Raw genomic sequence first — 16,130 nt, forward strand, 5'->3', positions numbered from 1 at the left:
GCAAAAAGTTATATTTGCCTTTCTTTTAAAGAACAGAATACATGAAAACTTACAGTGTAAAAGAACTACTTTCAGAAGGAAAAACACAACAAGATGTTGTTGTAAAAGGATGGGTAAGAACATTCAGATCAAATCGTTTTATTGCTTTAAATGATGGGTCTACTATAAACAATATTCAGTGTGTTATAGATTTTGAAAATACAGATGAAGAAGTTCTTAAAAAAATAACAACCAGTGCTGCTATAGAAGTAAAAGGTACTTTGGTTGCCAGTCAAGGAAGCGGACAGGCTGTTGAAATACAAGCACAAACCATTACAATTTTGGGAGCATCTAACCCAGAAGAGTACCCTATACAACCTAAAAAACACTCTCTTGAGTTTTTAAGAGCTAATGCACATTTGCGCGTACGTACTAATACTTTTAGCGCTGTAATGCGTGTGCGTTCTGCCCTATCATTTGCAGTACATAAGTTTTTTCAAGAGGATGGTTTCTATTACGTAAACACACCAATTATTACTGGTAGTGATGCAGAAGGAGCCGGAGAAATGTTTAGAGTTTCTGCTTTAGATGCTAAAAACCCTCCTTTAACAGAAGAAGGTAACATAGATTATGCAGAAGATTTTTTTGGTAAGGAAACCAACTTAACCGTATCTGGTCAATTAGAAGCTGAAACCTATGCCATGGGATTAGGTAAAGTATACACTTTTGGTCCTACGTTTAGAGCTGAAAATTCTAATACAACACGTCACCTTGCAGAATTCTGGATGATTGAACCAGAAGTTGCCTTTATGGATTTAGACGGCAACATGGATTTAGCAGAACGCTTTATCAAATCGGTTTTAGGATATGTTAAAGAACATTGTGCAGATGATTTAGCTTTCTTAGAGCAACGTTTATTAAACGAAGAAAAAACAAAACCACAGAACGAGCGCAGCCCAATGCCGTTACGTGAGAAAATTGATTTTATACTTGATAACAATTTTAAACGTGTAAGCTATACAGAAGCTATTGAGATTCTTAGAAACTCTAAGCCAAACAAAAAGAAAAAGTTTGACTATATTATAGAAGACTGGGGTGCAGACTTACAGAGTGAGCATGAGCGTTACCTAGTTGAAAAACATTTTGAATGTCCGGTAATTTTATTTGATTACCCTGCAAAAATTAAAGCATTCTACATGCGCTTAAATGACGACGGTAAAACCGTTAGAGCCATGGACATCTTGTTCCCAGGTATTGGTGAAATAGTTGGTGGTGCACAAAGAGAAGAACGCTACGAAGTTTTAGTAGATAAAATGAAAACTATGGGTATTGATGAAGAAGAACTTTATTGGTACTTAGACCTAAGAAAATTTGGTACTGCTGTACACAGTGGTTTCGGATTAGGTTTTGAGCGTTTGGTTTTATTTGCTACCGGAATGACAAATATTAGAGACGTTATTCCTTTCCCAAGAACTCCAAAGAACGCAGAATTTTAACAAATTCAGTTAAAAATACTTCAAAAACAATCTACACCCTATGGGCTGTAGATTGTTTTTTTTACTTTTATAGCAAACACTTTATACATCAATGTTAAAACAGCATTTACAGTTTAAATTATCGCAAAAGTTATCTCCGCAACAGATTCAACTTATGAAGTTGATACAGTTGCCTACACAGGCATTTGAACACAGGCTAAAACAAGAGCTTGAGGAAAATCCTGCGCTTGATACCGGTAAAGAAGAAATGCATGATGAACAGCACGATGAGTTTGATACCGACTATGAAGACTACGATAGCGAACGCATAGAAGCTGAAGACATTAATGTAGATGAGTATTTAAGTGATGACGAAATACCTGATTATAAACTTCAGGCAAATAACTACAGTAGTGACGACGAAGAAAAAACACTTCCGTTTGAAGCCTCTGTGTCTTTTCATCAACATTTAGAAAATCAGTTAAACACTTTTACACTAAGTGAAGACGACCGTGAGATTGCCTATTTTTTAATTGGTAGTATAGATGAAAGCGGTTATATACGCAGAAGTGTTTTAGACATTATGGACGATCTTGCGTTTACTCAGAATATTTTCACCACAGAAGAAAATATTGAACGCATGCTAAAAGATGTAGTGCATGAGTTAGACCCTGCCGGGGTTGGTGCACGTGACTTACAGGAGTGTTTACTTATTCAATTAAAAAGAAAAGAACCATCTTCAAGAACCACTTTAGCTGTTGGTATTATCGAAGAAGCCTTTGAACAGTTCACAAAGAAACACTACGAAAAATTACTACAAAAATTTGGCTGTACAGAAGACGAACTAAAAGATGCTGTACATGAAATTGAAAAACTAAACCCAAAACCAGGTGGTTCTTACACTAATAACAAAGTTGTTGAACATGTAGTACCCGATTTTTCGATTAAGATTAGAGATGGTGAATTAGAACTTACTTTAAACGGAAGAAACGCACCAGAGCTTCATGTTTCTAAAGACTATAAAAACATGCTTGCTGGGTACAAAGAAGCCTCTTCAAAATCTAAATCTCAGAAAGAAGCCGTACAGTTTATCAAACAAAAACTGGATGCTGCCAAATGGTTTATAGATGCTGTTTTACAAAGACAGCAAACCCTTTATGTAACCATGAATGCCATTATGGATTACCAACAGGAGTATTTTTTAACTGGTGACGAACAGAAATTACGCCCCATGATTTTAAAAGATATTGCGGATGTAATTGGCATGGATGTATCTACCGTATCTCGTGTGGCTAACAGTAAATACGTAGACACACCTTATGGCACTAAACTTATTAAAGAATTCTTCTCTGAAGCTATGAAAAATAATGAGGGAGAAGATGTATCTACCATTGAGATTAAGCGTATACTACAAGACATCTTAGACGAGGAAGATAAAAGAAAACCACTAACAGATGATAAGCTAGCTGCAATGCTTAAAGACAAAGGTTACCCTATTGCCCGAAGAACAGTTGCAAAATACAGAGAGCAATTAGATATACCTGTTGCACGTTTAAGAAAGCAATTGTAATATGAGGCTATTTTTTAAACTAGTATCTGTACTGTTTCACCCTATTCTTATGCCTATACTTGGGGTATTTCTGTATTTTAGAATATCACCCATCTATTTTTTACCAAAAGTGATTAACGCAAGTTTATTATCTGTAGGTATCTTAACTATACTTGTACCGTTATTGCTTGCCATAGTTTTAAAAAAATTAGGAGCTCTATCTAACTTCACCGCATCAAACACTAAAGAGCGTATTATACCTCTTGTATTCAACATTGTTATTATTCTGGTAATTCTTATTAGGTTAATACCAAAAACAGGCGCTACAGAGCTCTATTACTTCTTTCTGGCTATCTTAGCTAGTAATATTTCGTTGCTCATTATGGTGTTGTTTAAAATTAAAGCAAGTATACACCTAACCGGTATTACAGGAGTACTAATGTATATTATTGGCTTAAGCTTTCACTTTTCTAAAGATGTTACCTTATTAGCCGCAGCAATAATAGTATTCACTGGCATGGTAGCTTCAGCAAGATTATACCTTAAAGCACATACTGGAGTAGAAATTATTCTAGGGATTTTCATTGGGCTTATACCCCAACTTTTAACTTTTCAATACTGGTTATAAAATATAAAAAACCAAGCCTGCATTTAAATAACTCATATCTAAAGATTCTCCAGTACTTCTAATAACTGTACCGTCTTTAAATAGTTTACTAAAAGCAAAACTACCATACAAGTTCCAGGTTTTATACCCCAAACTAACATAAGCAGCATATTGTAAAGGCTCTATAGTATCATTCGTAAACACATCCTTTTCTGAGTCGGAAATAAACTTAGATAAACGCGAAAAAGCATAACTAATACGAACACCTGTATAGATACGCCAAAACTGATTAGAAGTTGCTGTAGATGTACGCCAGCGGTATTCTATAGGTATCTCAATAGCATGTGTCTCAATCTTACTACGTTTGTAAGAGGTATCACCATCTATATAATCATATTGCACCACACCATTTACCCGTGTAGCGCGCATATTATAATAAAAAGAATTATTAGTATACCCCAAACCTACACCAAAGCCCTTATTTCTATTTGTATTAATAGGGATATCTTTTATAAACCCCACAATAAAACCATTAGAAAAATTATTTTGTGTAAGATTAGCTGGTGTGTTAAGCAGTACATTATACACCATACCAGCATAAAACTGATCTTCAAAGTAAGTTGAGTCTGGATACTTATAATGCAAGCTATCTGTAACAGCAGATTGCGCCTTTACCAAAGCAAGCGGTAATACCAACAGTAACATTAATAAAGTAAACTCCTTTCTCATACCACAAATATATATTAGAAATTAAAAAAGCGTTTCAAAATTGAAACGCTTTTTTATATCATTTATTAAAGAATTAAAGATTCTTAACTATTTTAAGCCTTCAAGAGGATCTCCCTCTGTTGTAATATAATTAATCTTTAATGCATTCGCATCACGTAATGCTTCTTTAATATCGGTAACAATACCCATTTTAGTTTCTTTATCTACTTTTAAAGCAGTGATAAAACGATCTTGTAACTCTTGACGTAATCCTGATTGATATTCTAATACCAAATTAGGAATTTCATCTGGACTCACAAATTTATCGTTGATCTGAACTTGGTCCGAAGTACCACCTTTCTTTTGGTACTTAGGTGTTGGTTTCCCAGCGTAGATATACATAACAGGATCTTTCTTATCCAGTTTTTGTATTTCACTAGCTTTAGGTACCGAGTTCTTCACCATCAAATCACTATCCTTCATAACAGTAACTGTCATAAAGAAGAAAAGTAACATAAATACGATATCCGGTAACGAAGCCGTAGATACCGCTGGTAATTCACCTGATTTCTTTTTCTTAAATTTAGACATAGTTATGAATTTTAATCTCTTTGTGTATCTGCTTCAGATAATTTTTGTGGAAAAAGTTCCTGTAGCTTTTTAATCTTAGGTTCTAGAGCTTCTTTTCTAGCATCAGATGTTTTCGCAGCATTATACTGTGCCCACATCTCTCTCCATTCAACCTCGTTAGGATACAATCTTTTACGCTCACGCTCTCTAAGACTGTTGTATGCCGCTTGTAACTCATTCTGTACAGCTACATACATTTCATAAGAGGTACCTCTATTGTTTTTTAAAGATATAACAGCTTTGTTAGGGTTATCAGAAGACGCTGGGTCTTTAACACCCTGACAATATGTACAAGAACCATCACCACCGTTATCTAAAAAGTCTTCTGCAGCTTCTCTAAGGTCTTCAATCCCCATTAGCTCCTCTTCTACCAACAACTGATCTTGCTCATTTACCATAACCATGAAAACATTCTTTTCCTTGATCGGTGGAGCTTCCTGATTCGGCGGTTGTCTTTCCGGTAACTTAGCACTCACCCCTTGATTGGTTTCAATGGTAGTGGTTACCAGGAAGAAGATAAGCAAAAGGAAGGCGATATCCGCCATCGAACCTGCATTTACTTCCGGTGCTGATCTCTTTGCCATAATTAATTAAACATTTTTTTGATTCCTGAAAGTAACATTGAACCTAAAGCTACAACCATTAAAATGTAGAAAGTAATTAAACCTGCTCCTACAGTTTTAGATTCTGCTTCAGTAACGTTAATATCTGCTCTAGATAATGCATCAAAGTCAATGTTGCTACCATCAGCTAACACATATCCTAAGATTACAACTACAGCTAAAGCGCCTAGTCCTATTAAAGTTCTTTTAATTTTTTCGCCAGAGCTAACAATATTGATAATACTAAATATTGCAACACCCACTACAGCGATAGCTAAAAGAATATAAGACACGTAAAATAATACGTCTGAATATGGATCGGTATTTTGAAGTAGTAAGTACCATAGAACAAAGCAGATGATACCTAACGCCAAAATTCCTATATTAAATATTTTTTGCATAAAATCGAGTCTTAAAATTTATTAAATTTTGTGGTATTGATTAAGAATGTACTTTATTTCTAATCAATAAGTCTATTAAGATAATAGAAGCATCTTCCATATCATTTACAATACTATCAATCTTAGCGATGATGTAGTTGTAAAAAATCTGAAGAATAATTGCCACGATAAGACCGAATACTGTTGTTAATAATGCTACTTTAATATCACCTGCAATTAAAGATGCATCAAGACCACCAGCAGAACTAATTTTATCGAATGCTAAAATCATACCAATTACCGTACCCATGAAACCAAGCATAGGAGCAACCGCGATGAATAAAGACACCCAAGAAACGTTCTTTTCTAACTGACCCATTTGAACACCACCATAAGCTACAACAGCTTTTTCAACAGCTTCTAGACCTTCATCTACTCTATCTAATCCTTGATAATAGATAGAAGCAACAGGCCCTTTGGTATTTCTACAAACTTCTTTTGCAGCTTCTACACCACCTGAAGCTAAAGCTTCTTCTACACTAGCAGCTAATTTTTTTGTGTTTGTTGTTGCCATGTTTAAGTAAATAATTCTTTCGATAGCTACAGCTAAACCTAAAATTAAACACAATAACACGATACCCATGAATGATGGTCCACCTTCAATGAAACGTTCTTTCAAAACTTGGTGAAATCCTTTAGTAGGCTCCGCATCTTGTGCACTTACAGTAGCAACATTTAAAATTGTTAATGCTGCAAAAGCAAACATTGAGAATACTCTTTTCATTTCTTTCGACTTAAATTTTGTTAGTTAATAGGGTTTAAAGATATAAAATTTTTGTATCATTTTGTAAAAAAATATGCAGAGAGGAAGGGATTCGAACCCTCGATACGCTTTTGGCGTATACACACTTTCCAGGCGTGCGCCTTCGACCACTCGGCCACCTCTCTGTTTGTGCTATTTTTTCAGGGCAGCAAATAACAAATTTTTTTTGGAATGATAAAATAATAAGGGTTAATTTTAGGATAACTCACCACGAAGCGATGTTTCGTAAATAGTTTTGAAAACTCGCGGTTGAATTCCCTCTCCTAAAAGATACATTAATTTGGTTAAAGCCGCTTCGGTAGTAAGGTCTTTACCACTTATGATCCGCATTTTCTCCAAAGCTGCACTGGTTTCATATTGCCCCATGGAAACACTTCCACCTACACATTGCGAAACATTTACAACAATTACTCCTTTAGAAACTGCCTTTTCCAATACGTTCAAAAACCACGATTCGGTAGTGGTATTTCCTGCACCAAAGGTTTCCAGAACCACTCCTTTTACATTTGAATGTAGCATAATGGACGCCAAAACAGACTCCGTAATTCCAGGAAAAAGTTTTACAATTGCCACATTATTATCTAATTTTTTATGCACCTTAAGGTCATTTTTACCATTTTTAGACAACAAATGCTCCTTAGAAATTTTTAAATGAAGGCCACTTTCGGCTAGCGGAGGATAGTTTAATGACAAAAACGCTTCAAAATCATCTGCATTTACCTTAGAAGTTCTGTTAGCTCTAAACAATTTATATTCAAAATACAAACACACTTCTTGGATTACAGATTGTCCTTTTTCCTTTAACGAGGCAATTTGTACCGCTGTAATTAAATTTTCTTTGGCATCTGTTCTTAAATCTCCAATAGGCAATTGAGAACCTGTAAACACCACAGGCTTTGTTAAATTCTCTAGCATAAAACTTAAAGCAGACGATGTATAACTCATGGTATCACTACCATGCAATACTACAAAACCATCAAAAGCTGTATAATTACGTTCAATAATTTCTGCTAATTCCACCCAATACGATGGTTTCATATCAGAAGAATCTATAGGCACTTTAAAAGATACAGTTTCAATATCACAATCAATTTGATACAATTCTGGTATCTTACTTAACAACTGATCAAAATCAAATGCTTTTAAACTCCCTGTTTCATAATCTTTCATCATACCAATAGTTCCACCGGTATAAATAAGCAATATTTTAGATCTATTTGCCATCTTATATTCCAAATATTTCTTTAGCATTAGCAGTAGTAATCTCAGCAATCTCAGCCGGAGTAGATTTATATATTGTAGCTAACTTTTCTACCACATTTATGATGTACGAACTCTCATTTCTTTTTCCTCTGTAAGGCGTTGGCGCTAAATACGGAGCGTCAGTTTCTACCACTATATGAGACAAAGGTATTTCATGTAAAAAAGTATCTATCTTACCATTTTTAAAAGTAACTACACCTCCAATACCCAATTTCATTCCGTAACCAATAGCTTTTTTTGCTTGCTCTAGCGTTCCCGTAAAACAATGAAAAATACCGAATAAATCAGCTCCTTTTTCCTCTTCAAGCACTTCAAAAACTTCATCAAACGCATCTCTACAATGAATATTGATAGGCATTTTATTGGCTTTTGCTATCTGTATCTGCTCTTTAAAAGCCATTCGCTGTTCGTTTATATAGGTTTTATCCCAGTACAAATCCATACCAATTTCTCCAACAGCATACGCCTTATGTGTTTTAAGCATCTCCTTAACATGCGCTAATTCTTCCTTATAGTTTTCATTTACATGTGTTGGATGCAACCCGAACATTAAAAAAACTTCTTCAGGATATTTTTCTTGTAACGTCAACATCTTATTTGTGTATGTTGAGTCTATAGCCGGTAGAAAAAATCTACTTACCCCATTTTCTTTAGCTCTTTCAATCATGGCATCTCTATCTTCCTCAAATGCCTCAGAATATAAATGTGTATGTGTATCTGTAATCATGCGGCAAAAATATAAAAGCAACTTCTTATAGCCTCACATTCAACAGAAAATATCCACACCACTTACTTAACGATTTGTCAAAAGATGTTAAACCTACTTAAATAATCGCTACTACTCAATGTCATTATAACAAGATTCAAATTAAAAATCATAATTTTACTGCATTATCAAATTACAACACCCCGAGCATTGTCTCGATTTTAAAAAAAAGATGCTTGTAGTTATTTTATGCGCACAGTAAAAAACAACTACAATAGCCACCTTACTATGGAACAGAATTTAAAAGAGTTTTTACTAGCAAAGGGATACAACAAAATTCCTTTAAGCTTTACCAACACTAATCACTTTGAACTAAGAGCCCACTTAAACGGTATTCAAGGAAGATTTATTTTAGACACTGGCGCCTCTAATACTTGTATTGGATTAGATTGCGTAGACCATTTTAAACTTTTTGCTGAAGATTCAGAAATAAAAGCTTCTGGAGCAGGCGGTAACAACCTACTTACTAAAGTTTCTAAAAACAATGTACTACATATAAAAGGATGGAGTAAAAGAAAACTAGAAGTGGTAGTTTTTGATCTTACCCATGTAAACCAAGCATTAACCATGCACGATGCCCTACCTGTACATGGAATTATTGGTGCAGACGTACTAAAAAAAGGAAAAGCAGTTATTGACTATAAAAAGAAAAACTTGTACTTAAAATAAAAATACGTGTTTTTACCGATGTGTACCCTAGTTGAAAAATACACTTTTGTAATACCAACTAGAAAAAGAAAAACCATGACACATCAAAATCAACATCAACCGCAAAACAGTTTAGCCGTATTAATAGTATGCTTATTCGGCTTTTTATTTGGAGTATTTACATTAGTAAACTCACTACTATCTATAGCAATTTAAACTCTTAAACAATACAGTACGTTCACTAACGTTTTTTTCATAGTTACCCAATAACTTACCCCCCCTACCTACTTATTAAATGGCATCATTTTTAATAATGCTATGAAACCTATTAGAAGAATAAAATTTATCTACAGTAATCTGTTACTAAATCCTAGTAGCCGAAAATCGGTGTTTTTAATTATTTTACTATGCCTTGCGTATGGCATTTACACACTTATAAACACCATCATTGCTGTAATTATATAATAAGCATCTTATATTCATTACCTAAATAAATTACTCAAACACCAATTCTAAATTTACGGCATCTACACCTTTATAATACTCAGAGGTAATCATCAATTGTCCGGTTTCTAAATCAAAAACATGTTCTACAGGCCCAGCCACGGAATGCTTATCTTTAATACCAAAGAAATCAAAATAATCAATTGACCTTCCTCTCTTATTAAAAAAATGAACATAAGCTAACGACTCATATTCTTCTGAAAAGTTATCATTTGCATCAATTTCAATCATTCTTTTACCATTAGGGTAAAATAAACGTACTGATTTAGTTTTTGTATCATTAGGATAATACACCTCTTCACGAGCCACTACTCCATTTCTATAATAAGCTTTCCAAGTTCCCGTTTTAACCCCTGTAAAAACCCACTCGCCCTGACCTTCTTGCATTATATTTCCATCGTCATAAAATATTTTATACTCACCATCAAAACCTCCTGGATTCAAAAGACTCTTCAACTGTCCGTTTTCATAAAAAATCTCTCTACGTCTTACCGACCCAACTTCAAACGTCTCTTTAGACAATAAAACTCCGGCTTCAGTCCATTTAGTCTCAACACCTGTTTTTTTACCCCACTCACCATAAAAAGATTGTTGTTTTAAATTGCCATTTGGGTAATAATAACGCGCCTCACCATGCATATAAGAAGCATAGTAATACTTCTCAGGATCCTCTTTATTATACTCTGATAGCTTATAATTATAATTAGATCTTAAAGCTCCATTAGGATAATACAAAAAATGTTCTCCTACAGGCACTATTTTATTATTCTTGATGGTTTCTTTATAGGTTCCCTTAAACTTTAGAGTTCCGTTCTTATAATACTCTAGCCAATCACCAGTCTTATTTTCTTTATAAAACATACCATTAATAGCTATTTTAGATGTACTTTCAGAAAACACACCCGCTTTAGTGGTATCAGACACTACCACATCGGTACCTTTATAAACAGCTATAAGTTTTTTATAATTTCTATCAGCTAAATAGCTGTAATTTTCATATGTTGAATCGGTAGCTATCCGTTCACTTTCAATTAAATCATCTTTTTTACGTACTTCTTTTAAAAGCCCACCTTTTTCATCAAACTTTTGCGTTACCTCAGAAACAAAATCTGCATTGTTTCGCTTCACTATTTTTTCTTTAAGCCTTCCACTTTCATAATATTCTTCAGAAACTTCATACTCACTATTCTTCTTCACCTGCTTACGAACAACTCCTGTATTATATAAATATTTTGAATCCTCATTCCCATCTGCACTTCCATGAGTATATCCCGTACGTTCTCCATTCTCAGAAAAATACTCTCCAGAAAAGCTACCATCCTTATTACGTTTAAACTTTCCTCTTAACTGACCGTTATCAAAATATGCAACAAACTCCATCCTCACATTATTTTCATACACATACCTAGTCTTTAACCTCCCGTCTTTAAAAAAACGCTCTAATTTACCACTCCCATCTTTTTTACAATCTTCTTCCTTTACCTGACCATTTGCGTAATATCTGGTAAAACATTTACTCTTATCTTCTTCACCATCTAGATAATACTTTATTTGCTCAACAACTCCATCCTTAAAAAATCGTTTATAAACACCATTCAACTTATTATCCTTATACGTCTTAATTTCATACAAACTACCATCGTCAGAATATATTTTCCACTCCCCTTGCTTCTTGCCTTGAGACCTATTTCCTTCTCTGTGAATTTTACCAGAATAATACCGTTCTTGTACAAACTTCATATCTTGAGCTAGTATATTTCCGCTAGTAAAAAGCAAAAGGAACAAAAAGCCATAACGAAAAGTAGAAAACAGTTGTAAAACAGATTTACGGGAGATTGTAGTACACAGCATTATAAAATCGAATTAAATAACAGAAACGCAATATACCATTAATTACATTTCTTACAAGAAAAAAGAAGATATTGCCTTACAAAAATAAGCAATAAAAAAGCCTCTCAATTATAAAACTGAGAGGCTCTTATATATTTAAAAAGATGTATTCTTAAAGCTCTAAAGCTCTCTTAATATCACCATTCATTAACACGTTTACAGGATCTTCTACAGCCTCTTTTACTGCCACTAAGAAACCTACAGACTCTTTACCATCAATAATTCTATGGTCATATGACAACGCCACATACATCATAGGAGCAATAGCAATACCTCCGTTTTTAACAACAGGACGTTCTACAATATTGTGCATACCTAAAATACCACTCTGAGGAGGGTTAATAATAGGAGTAGACATCATAGAACCAAATACACCACCATTGGTAATAGTAAATGTACCGCCAGTCATTTCATCAACGGTAATTTTTCCGTCTCTTGCTCTTAGCGCTAATCTTTTAATATCAGCTTCAACACCTCTAAAAGTTAAGTTTTCTGCATTTCTAACTACAGGTACCATTAACCCCTTAGGACCAGAAACCGCAATTGAAATATCGCAAAAATCGTATGAAATTTTATAATCACCGTCAATCATAGAGTTTACATCTGGGTACATTTCTAAAGCTCTAACAACAGCCTTAGTAAAGAAACTCATAAACCCTAAACTTACACCATGCTTAGCTTTAAATGCATCTTTGTACTCATTTCTAAGTTCAAAAATAGCACTCATATCTACCTCATTAAAAGTAGTAAGCATTGCTGTTTCATTTTTAGCAGACACTAAACGTTGCGCTACTTTTCTACGTAACATAGAAAGCTTGTTTCTAGTTTCTCCTCTGTTTCCTCCACCAGGAGTACCCATAGAAGGCACCGCATTCACAGCATCGTCTTTAGTAACTCTACCATCTTTACCAGTTCCTTTTACCTCAGAAGCCTCAATACCTTTTTCTGCTAATATTTTTTTAGCAGCCGGACTTGCAGCACCCGTAGCATAAGTCTCCTTAGGAGCCTCTGTTTTTGGAGCTTCAGCCTTAGGAGCAGGCGCTTCTTCTTTTTTCTCTTCTGCAGGAGCACCACCTTCTGGTTTTGCAGCACTAGTATCTATCAAACATACTACTTCTCCAACTGCAACTGCGTCTCCTTCTTCAGCTTTAAGTGTAATTACACCACTAGCTTCTGCTGGCAATTCTAAAGTAGCCTTATCTGAATCTACCTCAGCAATAGCCTGATCTTTTTCAACGTAATCACCATCCTGAACCAACCAGGTAGCGATTTCTACTTCGGTTATTGATTCTCCCGGAGAAGGGACTTTCATTTCTAAAACCATACGTTATAATTTTTATTTGGTATTGACATTTATATGAGCGCTCCTTTCCATTGATATTTTCAAACTTCAAGAAATCAGACAGAGCCTTACTTAACTCAATCTAACAAACGCATTTTTATTATTATTTGTTCATATTATCTTTAGACTTATCAAAAACGTACTCTATAACTTCGTTTTGACGTCTCTTATCTCTTGTTGCACTACCAGCTGCTGGCGACGCATAGAATCTTCTAGAAGCTACTCTAAAGTCTCTAGCAAAATCTAAATGCATAGACAAGTGCCCCCATGCTCCCATATTTCTAGGCTCTTCTTGTGCCCAAACAATATCGTCTGCATTTTTGTACCCCTCAATAATAGCTTTCATTTTGTCATTATTAATAGGGAACAATTGCTCTAGCCTTACCAATGCAACATCTTTAGTTCTTTCCTTATCTTCTCTCGCCTGTAATAAGTCATAATAGAACTTACCAGTACAGAAAACAACTGTTTTTACATCTTTAGGATTTACAGAAGCATCATCTATAATTTCTTGGAAACTACCATTCGCTAGTTCCTCTACAGTTGAAACTGCTTTAGGATGACGTAGTAAACTTTTTGGAGTAAACACGATTAAAGGCTTACGGTAAGGTGCTTTTAACTGTCTACGTAATAAGTGGAAATAGTTAGCAGGCGTTGTACAGTCTGCAATAAACATATTATCTTTTGCACACAACTGAAGGTAACGCTCCATACGTGCTGATGAGTGTTCTGCACCTTGCCCCTCGTATCCGTGAGGTAACAACATAATAAAACCACTCTGCATTTTCCATTTATCTTCTGCAGCAGAAATATATTGATCTAACATAATCTGCGCACCATTACTAAAGTCACCAAACTGTGCTTCCCAAATAGTTAATGTATTTGGATTTGCCATAGAATACCCATAATCAAACCCAACTACGCCATACTCAGACAGTAACGAGTTGTAAATATAGAAATTCCCTTGTGCTTCACCTAATTGAGATAATAACACAACTTCTTCTTCACTATCCTCTACTTTAGTTACCGCATGACGGTGAGAGAACGTACCACGTTCCACATCCTGACCAGAAATTCTAACATCAAAACCTTCTTCTAACAAGGTACCATACGCTAGCAATTCTCCCATAGCCCAATCAAGACTATTTCTATCAAAATACATAGCATTTCTATCTGCTATTAAACGCTGTATTTTTCTAATGAACTTTTTATCTTCAGGAAGTTTCGTAATTACTTCAGCAATTTTATCTAGTTTGGCTCTGTCATAAGACGTATCTACATCTTCTAACATTTTCTCACGAAGTGCCAACTCAAAACCACTCCATTCATTTTGCATAAATGGCGTAATTACCGTTTTATCTTCTTTTCTAGAATCTTCTAGTTTAACCTCTAAACTATCTTTGTAATTTCTTTCTAAGGTACTCACGTAATCACCATCAATTACACCTTCATCCATTAGCTTCTTAGCATATAAGTCTCTAACGTTACTGTGTGCAGCAATAGCTTTATAAAGTAATGGTTGTGTAAAACGAGGCTCATCACCTTCGTTATGCCCATACTTTCTATACCCTAAAAGATCTATAAATACATCTCTTTTAAATTGCATTCTAAAATCTAATGCAAATAAACTTGCATGTACTACTGCCTCTGCATCATCTGCATTTACGTGTAATACCGGAGACAATGTAACCTTAGCCACATCTGTACAATATGTAGAAGAACGAGCATCTAAATAGTTAGTAGTAAAACCAACTTGGTTATTTACTACTATGTGAATAGTTCCATTGGTTTTATAACCATCTAACTGTGCCATTTGCACCACCTCATAAATAAGGCCTTGCCCAGCAATAGCAGCATCACCATGCACTACAATTGGCAATACCTTAGAATAATCTTCAGGGTAATGATGATCTTGTTTTGCTCTTGTAATACCTTCTACCACCGCACCTACAGTCTCTAAGTGAGAAGGGTTTGGTGCAATATTCATATTAATACGGTTACCGTTATCGGTAGTTCTATCAGATGTCCATCCTAAGTGATATTTAACATCACCATCAAAAACATCCATCTCATAGTCTTTACCGTCAAACTCACTAAAAATATCTTTAGCAGACTTACCAAAAATATTAGTTAGCACGTTTAACCTACCACGGTGCGCCATACCCATTACAAATTGCTTTACGCCATATTCTGCAGCTTGCTCAATTACTGCATCTAAAGCAGGTATTAAAGACTCACCACCCTCTAAAGAGAAACGCTTTTGCCCCACATACTTAGTATGCAAGAAGCTCTCGAAAGAAACAGCTTCGTTCAATTTTTTAAGAATATGCTTTTTTCTTTCCGGATTATAGGAAGGTCTATTCTCGTTGATGTTTAATTTCTGCTGAATCCATTGGATTTCTTCGGGTCTTCTTATATACATATATTCAACCCCAATAGACTCGCAATAAATATTTTGTAAATGCTTCAAGATTGTTCTTAATGAAGCTTTACCGATACCAAGAATTTTACCAGCTGAAAATTCAGTATCCATATCGGCTTCGGTTAACCCGAAATTCTCCTTCTCAATGGTAGGAGTATAAGTTCTTCTGTTACGTACAGGATTGGTTTTGGTAAACAAATGCCCTCTGGTTCTATACCCATTTATCAGCTCTACAACCTGAAATTCTTTCTGAACATTATCAGGAATTTCTACAACGTTATTGGTACCAGGTATAGGAAGCTTTACGCTTTCATGAGACTCTACCAATGTTGGTTCAGCACTCTCTAATCCAAAGTCAAAACCTTGAAAAAAAGCTCTCCAACTTGGCTCTACACTATCCGGGAATTGTAAGTATTGATCGTATAATTCTGCGAAGTATTCCGTATGAGCGGCATTTAAAAATGAAAATCTGTCCATGTTATCTTTTTCTGGAAACTGTGTTCTTTTTATTTTAGCAAAAATACAATAATTATGTATATTAG

Annotated in this window: 14 protein-coding genes and 1 tRNA gene; 4 read left to right on the forward strand and 11 right to left on the reverse strand. The window is 34.9% G+C overall.

Features of this window, described 5'->3' with window-relative positions; translation table 11 throughout:
- Positions 1-41 precede the first annotated feature (41 nt).
- The 3 genes from asnS to Y10_RS15650 all read left to right on the forward strand — a co-directional run bounded on the left by asnS (position 42) and on the right by Y10_RS15650 (position 3,631).
- Positions 42-1,475, forward strand: a complete 1,434-nt coding sequence (gene asnS / locus Y10_RS15640) for an asparagine--tRNA ligase (protein ID WP_281766355.1) — start codon at positions 42-44, stop codon at positions 1,473-1,475.
- A gap of 91 nt (positions 1,476-1,566) precedes the next feature.
- On the forward strand, positions 1,567-3,024 hold the full coding sequence (gene rpoN / locus Y10_RS15645; protein WP_281766356.1) for an RNA polymerase factor sigma-54: 1,458 nt from the start codon (positions 1,567-1,569) through the stop codon (positions 3,022-3,024).
- Between the two features lies 1 nt (position 3,025).
- Positions 3,026-3,631: a hypothetical protein gene (locus Y10_RS15650; protein ID WP_281766357.1), complete on the forward strand. Its 606-nt coding sequence runs from the start codon at positions 3,026-3,028 to the stop codon at positions 3,629-3,631.
- Here Y10_RS15650 and Y10_RS15655 read toward each other — a convergent pair.
- The 8 genes from Y10_RS15655 to Y10_RS15690 all read right to left on the reverse strand — a co-directional run bounded on the left by Y10_RS15655 (position 3,626) and on the right by Y10_RS15690 (position 8,743).
- A complete protein-coding gene (locus Y10_RS15655; RefSeq protein WP_281766358.1) occupies positions 3,626-4,339 on the reverse strand; it encodes a porin family protein in 714 nt (237 codons plus the stop codon). The genes Y10_RS15650 and Y10_RS15655 overlap by 6 nt on opposite strands.
- A gap of 87 nt (positions 4,340-4,426) precedes the next feature.
- Positions 4,427-4,909: an ExbD/TolR family protein gene (locus Y10_RS15660; RefSeq protein WP_281766359.1), complete on the reverse strand. Its 483-nt coding sequence runs from the start codon at positions 4,907-4,909 to the stop codon at positions 4,427-4,429.
- A gap of 11 nt (positions 4,910-4,920) precedes the next feature.
- Positions 4,921-5,532: an ExbD/TolR family protein gene (locus Y10_RS15665; RefSeq protein WP_281766360.1), complete on the reverse strand. Its 612-nt coding sequence runs from the start codon at positions 5,530-5,532 to the stop codon at positions 4,921-4,923.
- Between the two features lie 2 nt (positions 5,533-5,534).
- Positions 5,535-5,951 carry a hypothetical protein gene (locus Y10_RS15670; protein ID WP_281766361.1) on the reverse strand — a complete coding sequence of 139 codons (417 nt, stop codon included), beginning with the start codon at positions 5,949-5,951 and terminating at the stop codon, positions 5,535-5,537.
- Positions 5,952-5,991: 40 nt separating this feature from the next.
- Entirely contained in the window at positions 5,992-6,714 is a 723-nt protein-coding gene (locus tag Y10_RS15675; RefSeq protein ID WP_281766362.1) for a MotA/TolQ/ExbB proton channel family protein, read from the reverse strand.
- A 76-nt stretch (positions 6,715-6,790) separates the two neighbouring features.
- Positions 6,791-6,878: transfer RNA gene (locus Y10_RS15680), tRNA-Ser, on the reverse strand.
- Positions 6,879-6,948: 70 nt separating this feature from the next.
- Positions 6,949-7,977, reverse strand: a complete 1,029-nt coding sequence (locus Y10_RS15685; protein ID WP_281766363.1) for an asparaginase — start codon at positions 7,975-7,977, stop codon at positions 6,949-6,951.
- A gap of 1 nt (position 7,978) precedes the next feature.
- Complete coding sequence (locus Y10_RS15690; RefSeq protein ID WP_281766364.1) at positions 7,979-8,743, reverse strand: TatD family hydrolase; 765 nt, start codon at positions 8,741-8,743, stop codon at positions 7,979-7,981.
- 267 nt (positions 8,744-9,010) lie between these two features.
- Here Y10_RS15690 and Y10_RS15695 point away from each other — a divergent pair, with 267 nt between their 5' ends.
- Positions 9,011-9,451: a retropepsin-like aspartic protease gene (locus Y10_RS15695; protein ID WP_281766365.1), complete on the forward strand. Its 441-nt coding sequence runs from the start codon at positions 9,011-9,013 to the stop codon at positions 9,449-9,451.
- A 474-nt stretch (positions 9,452-9,925) separates the two neighbouring features.
- Here the strand turns inward: Y10_RS15695 and Y10_RS15700 are convergent, their stop codons facing one another.
- The 3 genes from Y10_RS15700 to Y10_RS15710 all read right to left on the reverse strand — a co-directional run bounded on the left by Y10_RS15700 (position 9,926) and on the right by Y10_RS15710 (position 16,065).
- The gene (locus Y10_RS15700; protein WP_281766366.1) at positions 9,926-11,674 is read right to left on the reverse strand and encodes a toxin-antitoxin system YwqK family antitoxin; all 1,749 of its coding nucleotides are present in this window, start codon (positions 11,672-11,674) and stop codon (positions 9,926-9,928) included.
- A gap of 262 nt (positions 11,675-11,936) precedes the next feature.
- The gene (odhB, locus tag Y10_RS15705) at positions 11,937-13,148 is read right to left on the reverse strand and encodes a 2-oxoglutarate dehydrogenase complex dihydrolipoyllysine-residue succinyltransferase (protein ID WP_281766367.1); all 1,212 of its coding nucleotides are present in this window, start codon (positions 13,146-13,148) and stop codon (positions 11,937-11,939) included.
- A 121-nt stretch (positions 13,149-13,269) separates the two neighbouring features.
- Positions 13,270-16,065, reverse strand: a complete 2,796-nt coding sequence (locus Y10_RS15710) for a 2-oxoglutarate dehydrogenase E1 component (protein ID WP_281766368.1) — start codon at positions 16,063-16,065, stop codon at positions 13,270-13,272.
- Positions 16,066-16,130 lie beyond the last annotated feature (65 nt).

This window comes from Neptunitalea lumnitzerae, from assembly GCF_027924185.1.
GTDB lineage: Bacteria > Bacteroidota > Bacteroidia > Flavobacteriales > Flavobacteriaceae > Neptunitalea > Neptunitalea lumnitzerae.

What these genes read in the sequence shown, in the direction of transcription:
- Y10_RS15650 (WP_281766357.1), top strand. Translation starts at nt 3,026, where the DNA reads ATGAGGCTATTTTTTAAACTAGTATCTGTACTGTTTCACCCTATTCTT.
- asnS (WP_281766355.1), top strand. Translation starts at nt 42, where the DNA reads ATGAAAACTTACAGTGTAAAAGAACTACTTTCAGAAGGAAAAACACAA.
- odhB (WP_281766367.1), bottom strand. Translation starts at nt 13,148, where the DNA reads ATGGTTTTAGAAATGAAAGTCCCTTCTCCGGGAGAATCAATAACCGAA.
- Y10_RS15665 (WP_281766360.1), bottom strand. Translation starts at nt 5,532, where the DNA reads ATGGCAAAGAGATCAGCACCGGAAGTAAATGCAGGTTCGATGGCGGAT.
- Y10_RS15690 (WP_281766364.1), bottom strand. Translation starts at nt 8,743, where the DNA reads ATGATTACAGATACACATACACATTTATATTCTGAGGCATTTGAGGAA.
- rpoN (WP_281766356.1), top strand. Translation starts at nt 1,567, where the DNA reads ATGTTAAAACAGCATTTACAGTTTAAATTATCGCAAAAGTTATCTCCG.
- Y10_RS15670 (WP_281766361.1), bottom strand. Translation starts at nt 5,951, where the DNA reads ATGCAAAAAATATTTAATATAGGAATTTTGGCGTTAGGTATCATCTGC.
- Y10_RS15655 (WP_281766358.1), bottom strand. Translation starts at nt 4,339, where the DNA reads ATGAGAAAGGAGTTTACTTTATTAATGTTACTGTTGGTATTACCGCTT.
- Y10_RS15685 (WP_281766363.1), bottom strand. Translation starts at nt 7,977, where the DNA reads ATGGCAAATAGATCTAAAATATTGCTTATTTATACCGGTGGAACTATT.
- Y10_RS15710 (WP_281766368.1), bottom strand. Translation starts at nt 16,065, where the DNA reads ATGGACAGATTTTCATTTTTAAATGCCGCTCATACGGAATACTTCGCA.
- Y10_RS15700 (WP_281766366.1), bottom strand. Translation starts at nt 11,674, where the DNA reads ATGAAGTTTGTACAAGAACGGTATTATTCTGGTAAAATTCACAGAGAA.
- Y10_RS15660 (WP_281766359.1), bottom strand. Translation starts at nt 4,909, where the DNA reads ATGTCTAAATTTAAGAAAAAGAAATCAGGTGAATTACCAGCGGTATCT.
- Y10_RS15695 (WP_281766365.1), top strand. Translation starts at nt 9,011, where the DNA reads ATGGAACAGAATTTAAAAGAGTTTTTACTAGCAAAGGGATACAACAAA.
- Y10_RS15675 (WP_281766362.1), bottom strand. Translation starts at nt 6,714, where the DNA reads ATGAAAAGAGTATTCTCAATGTTTGCTTTTGCAGCATTAACAATTTTA.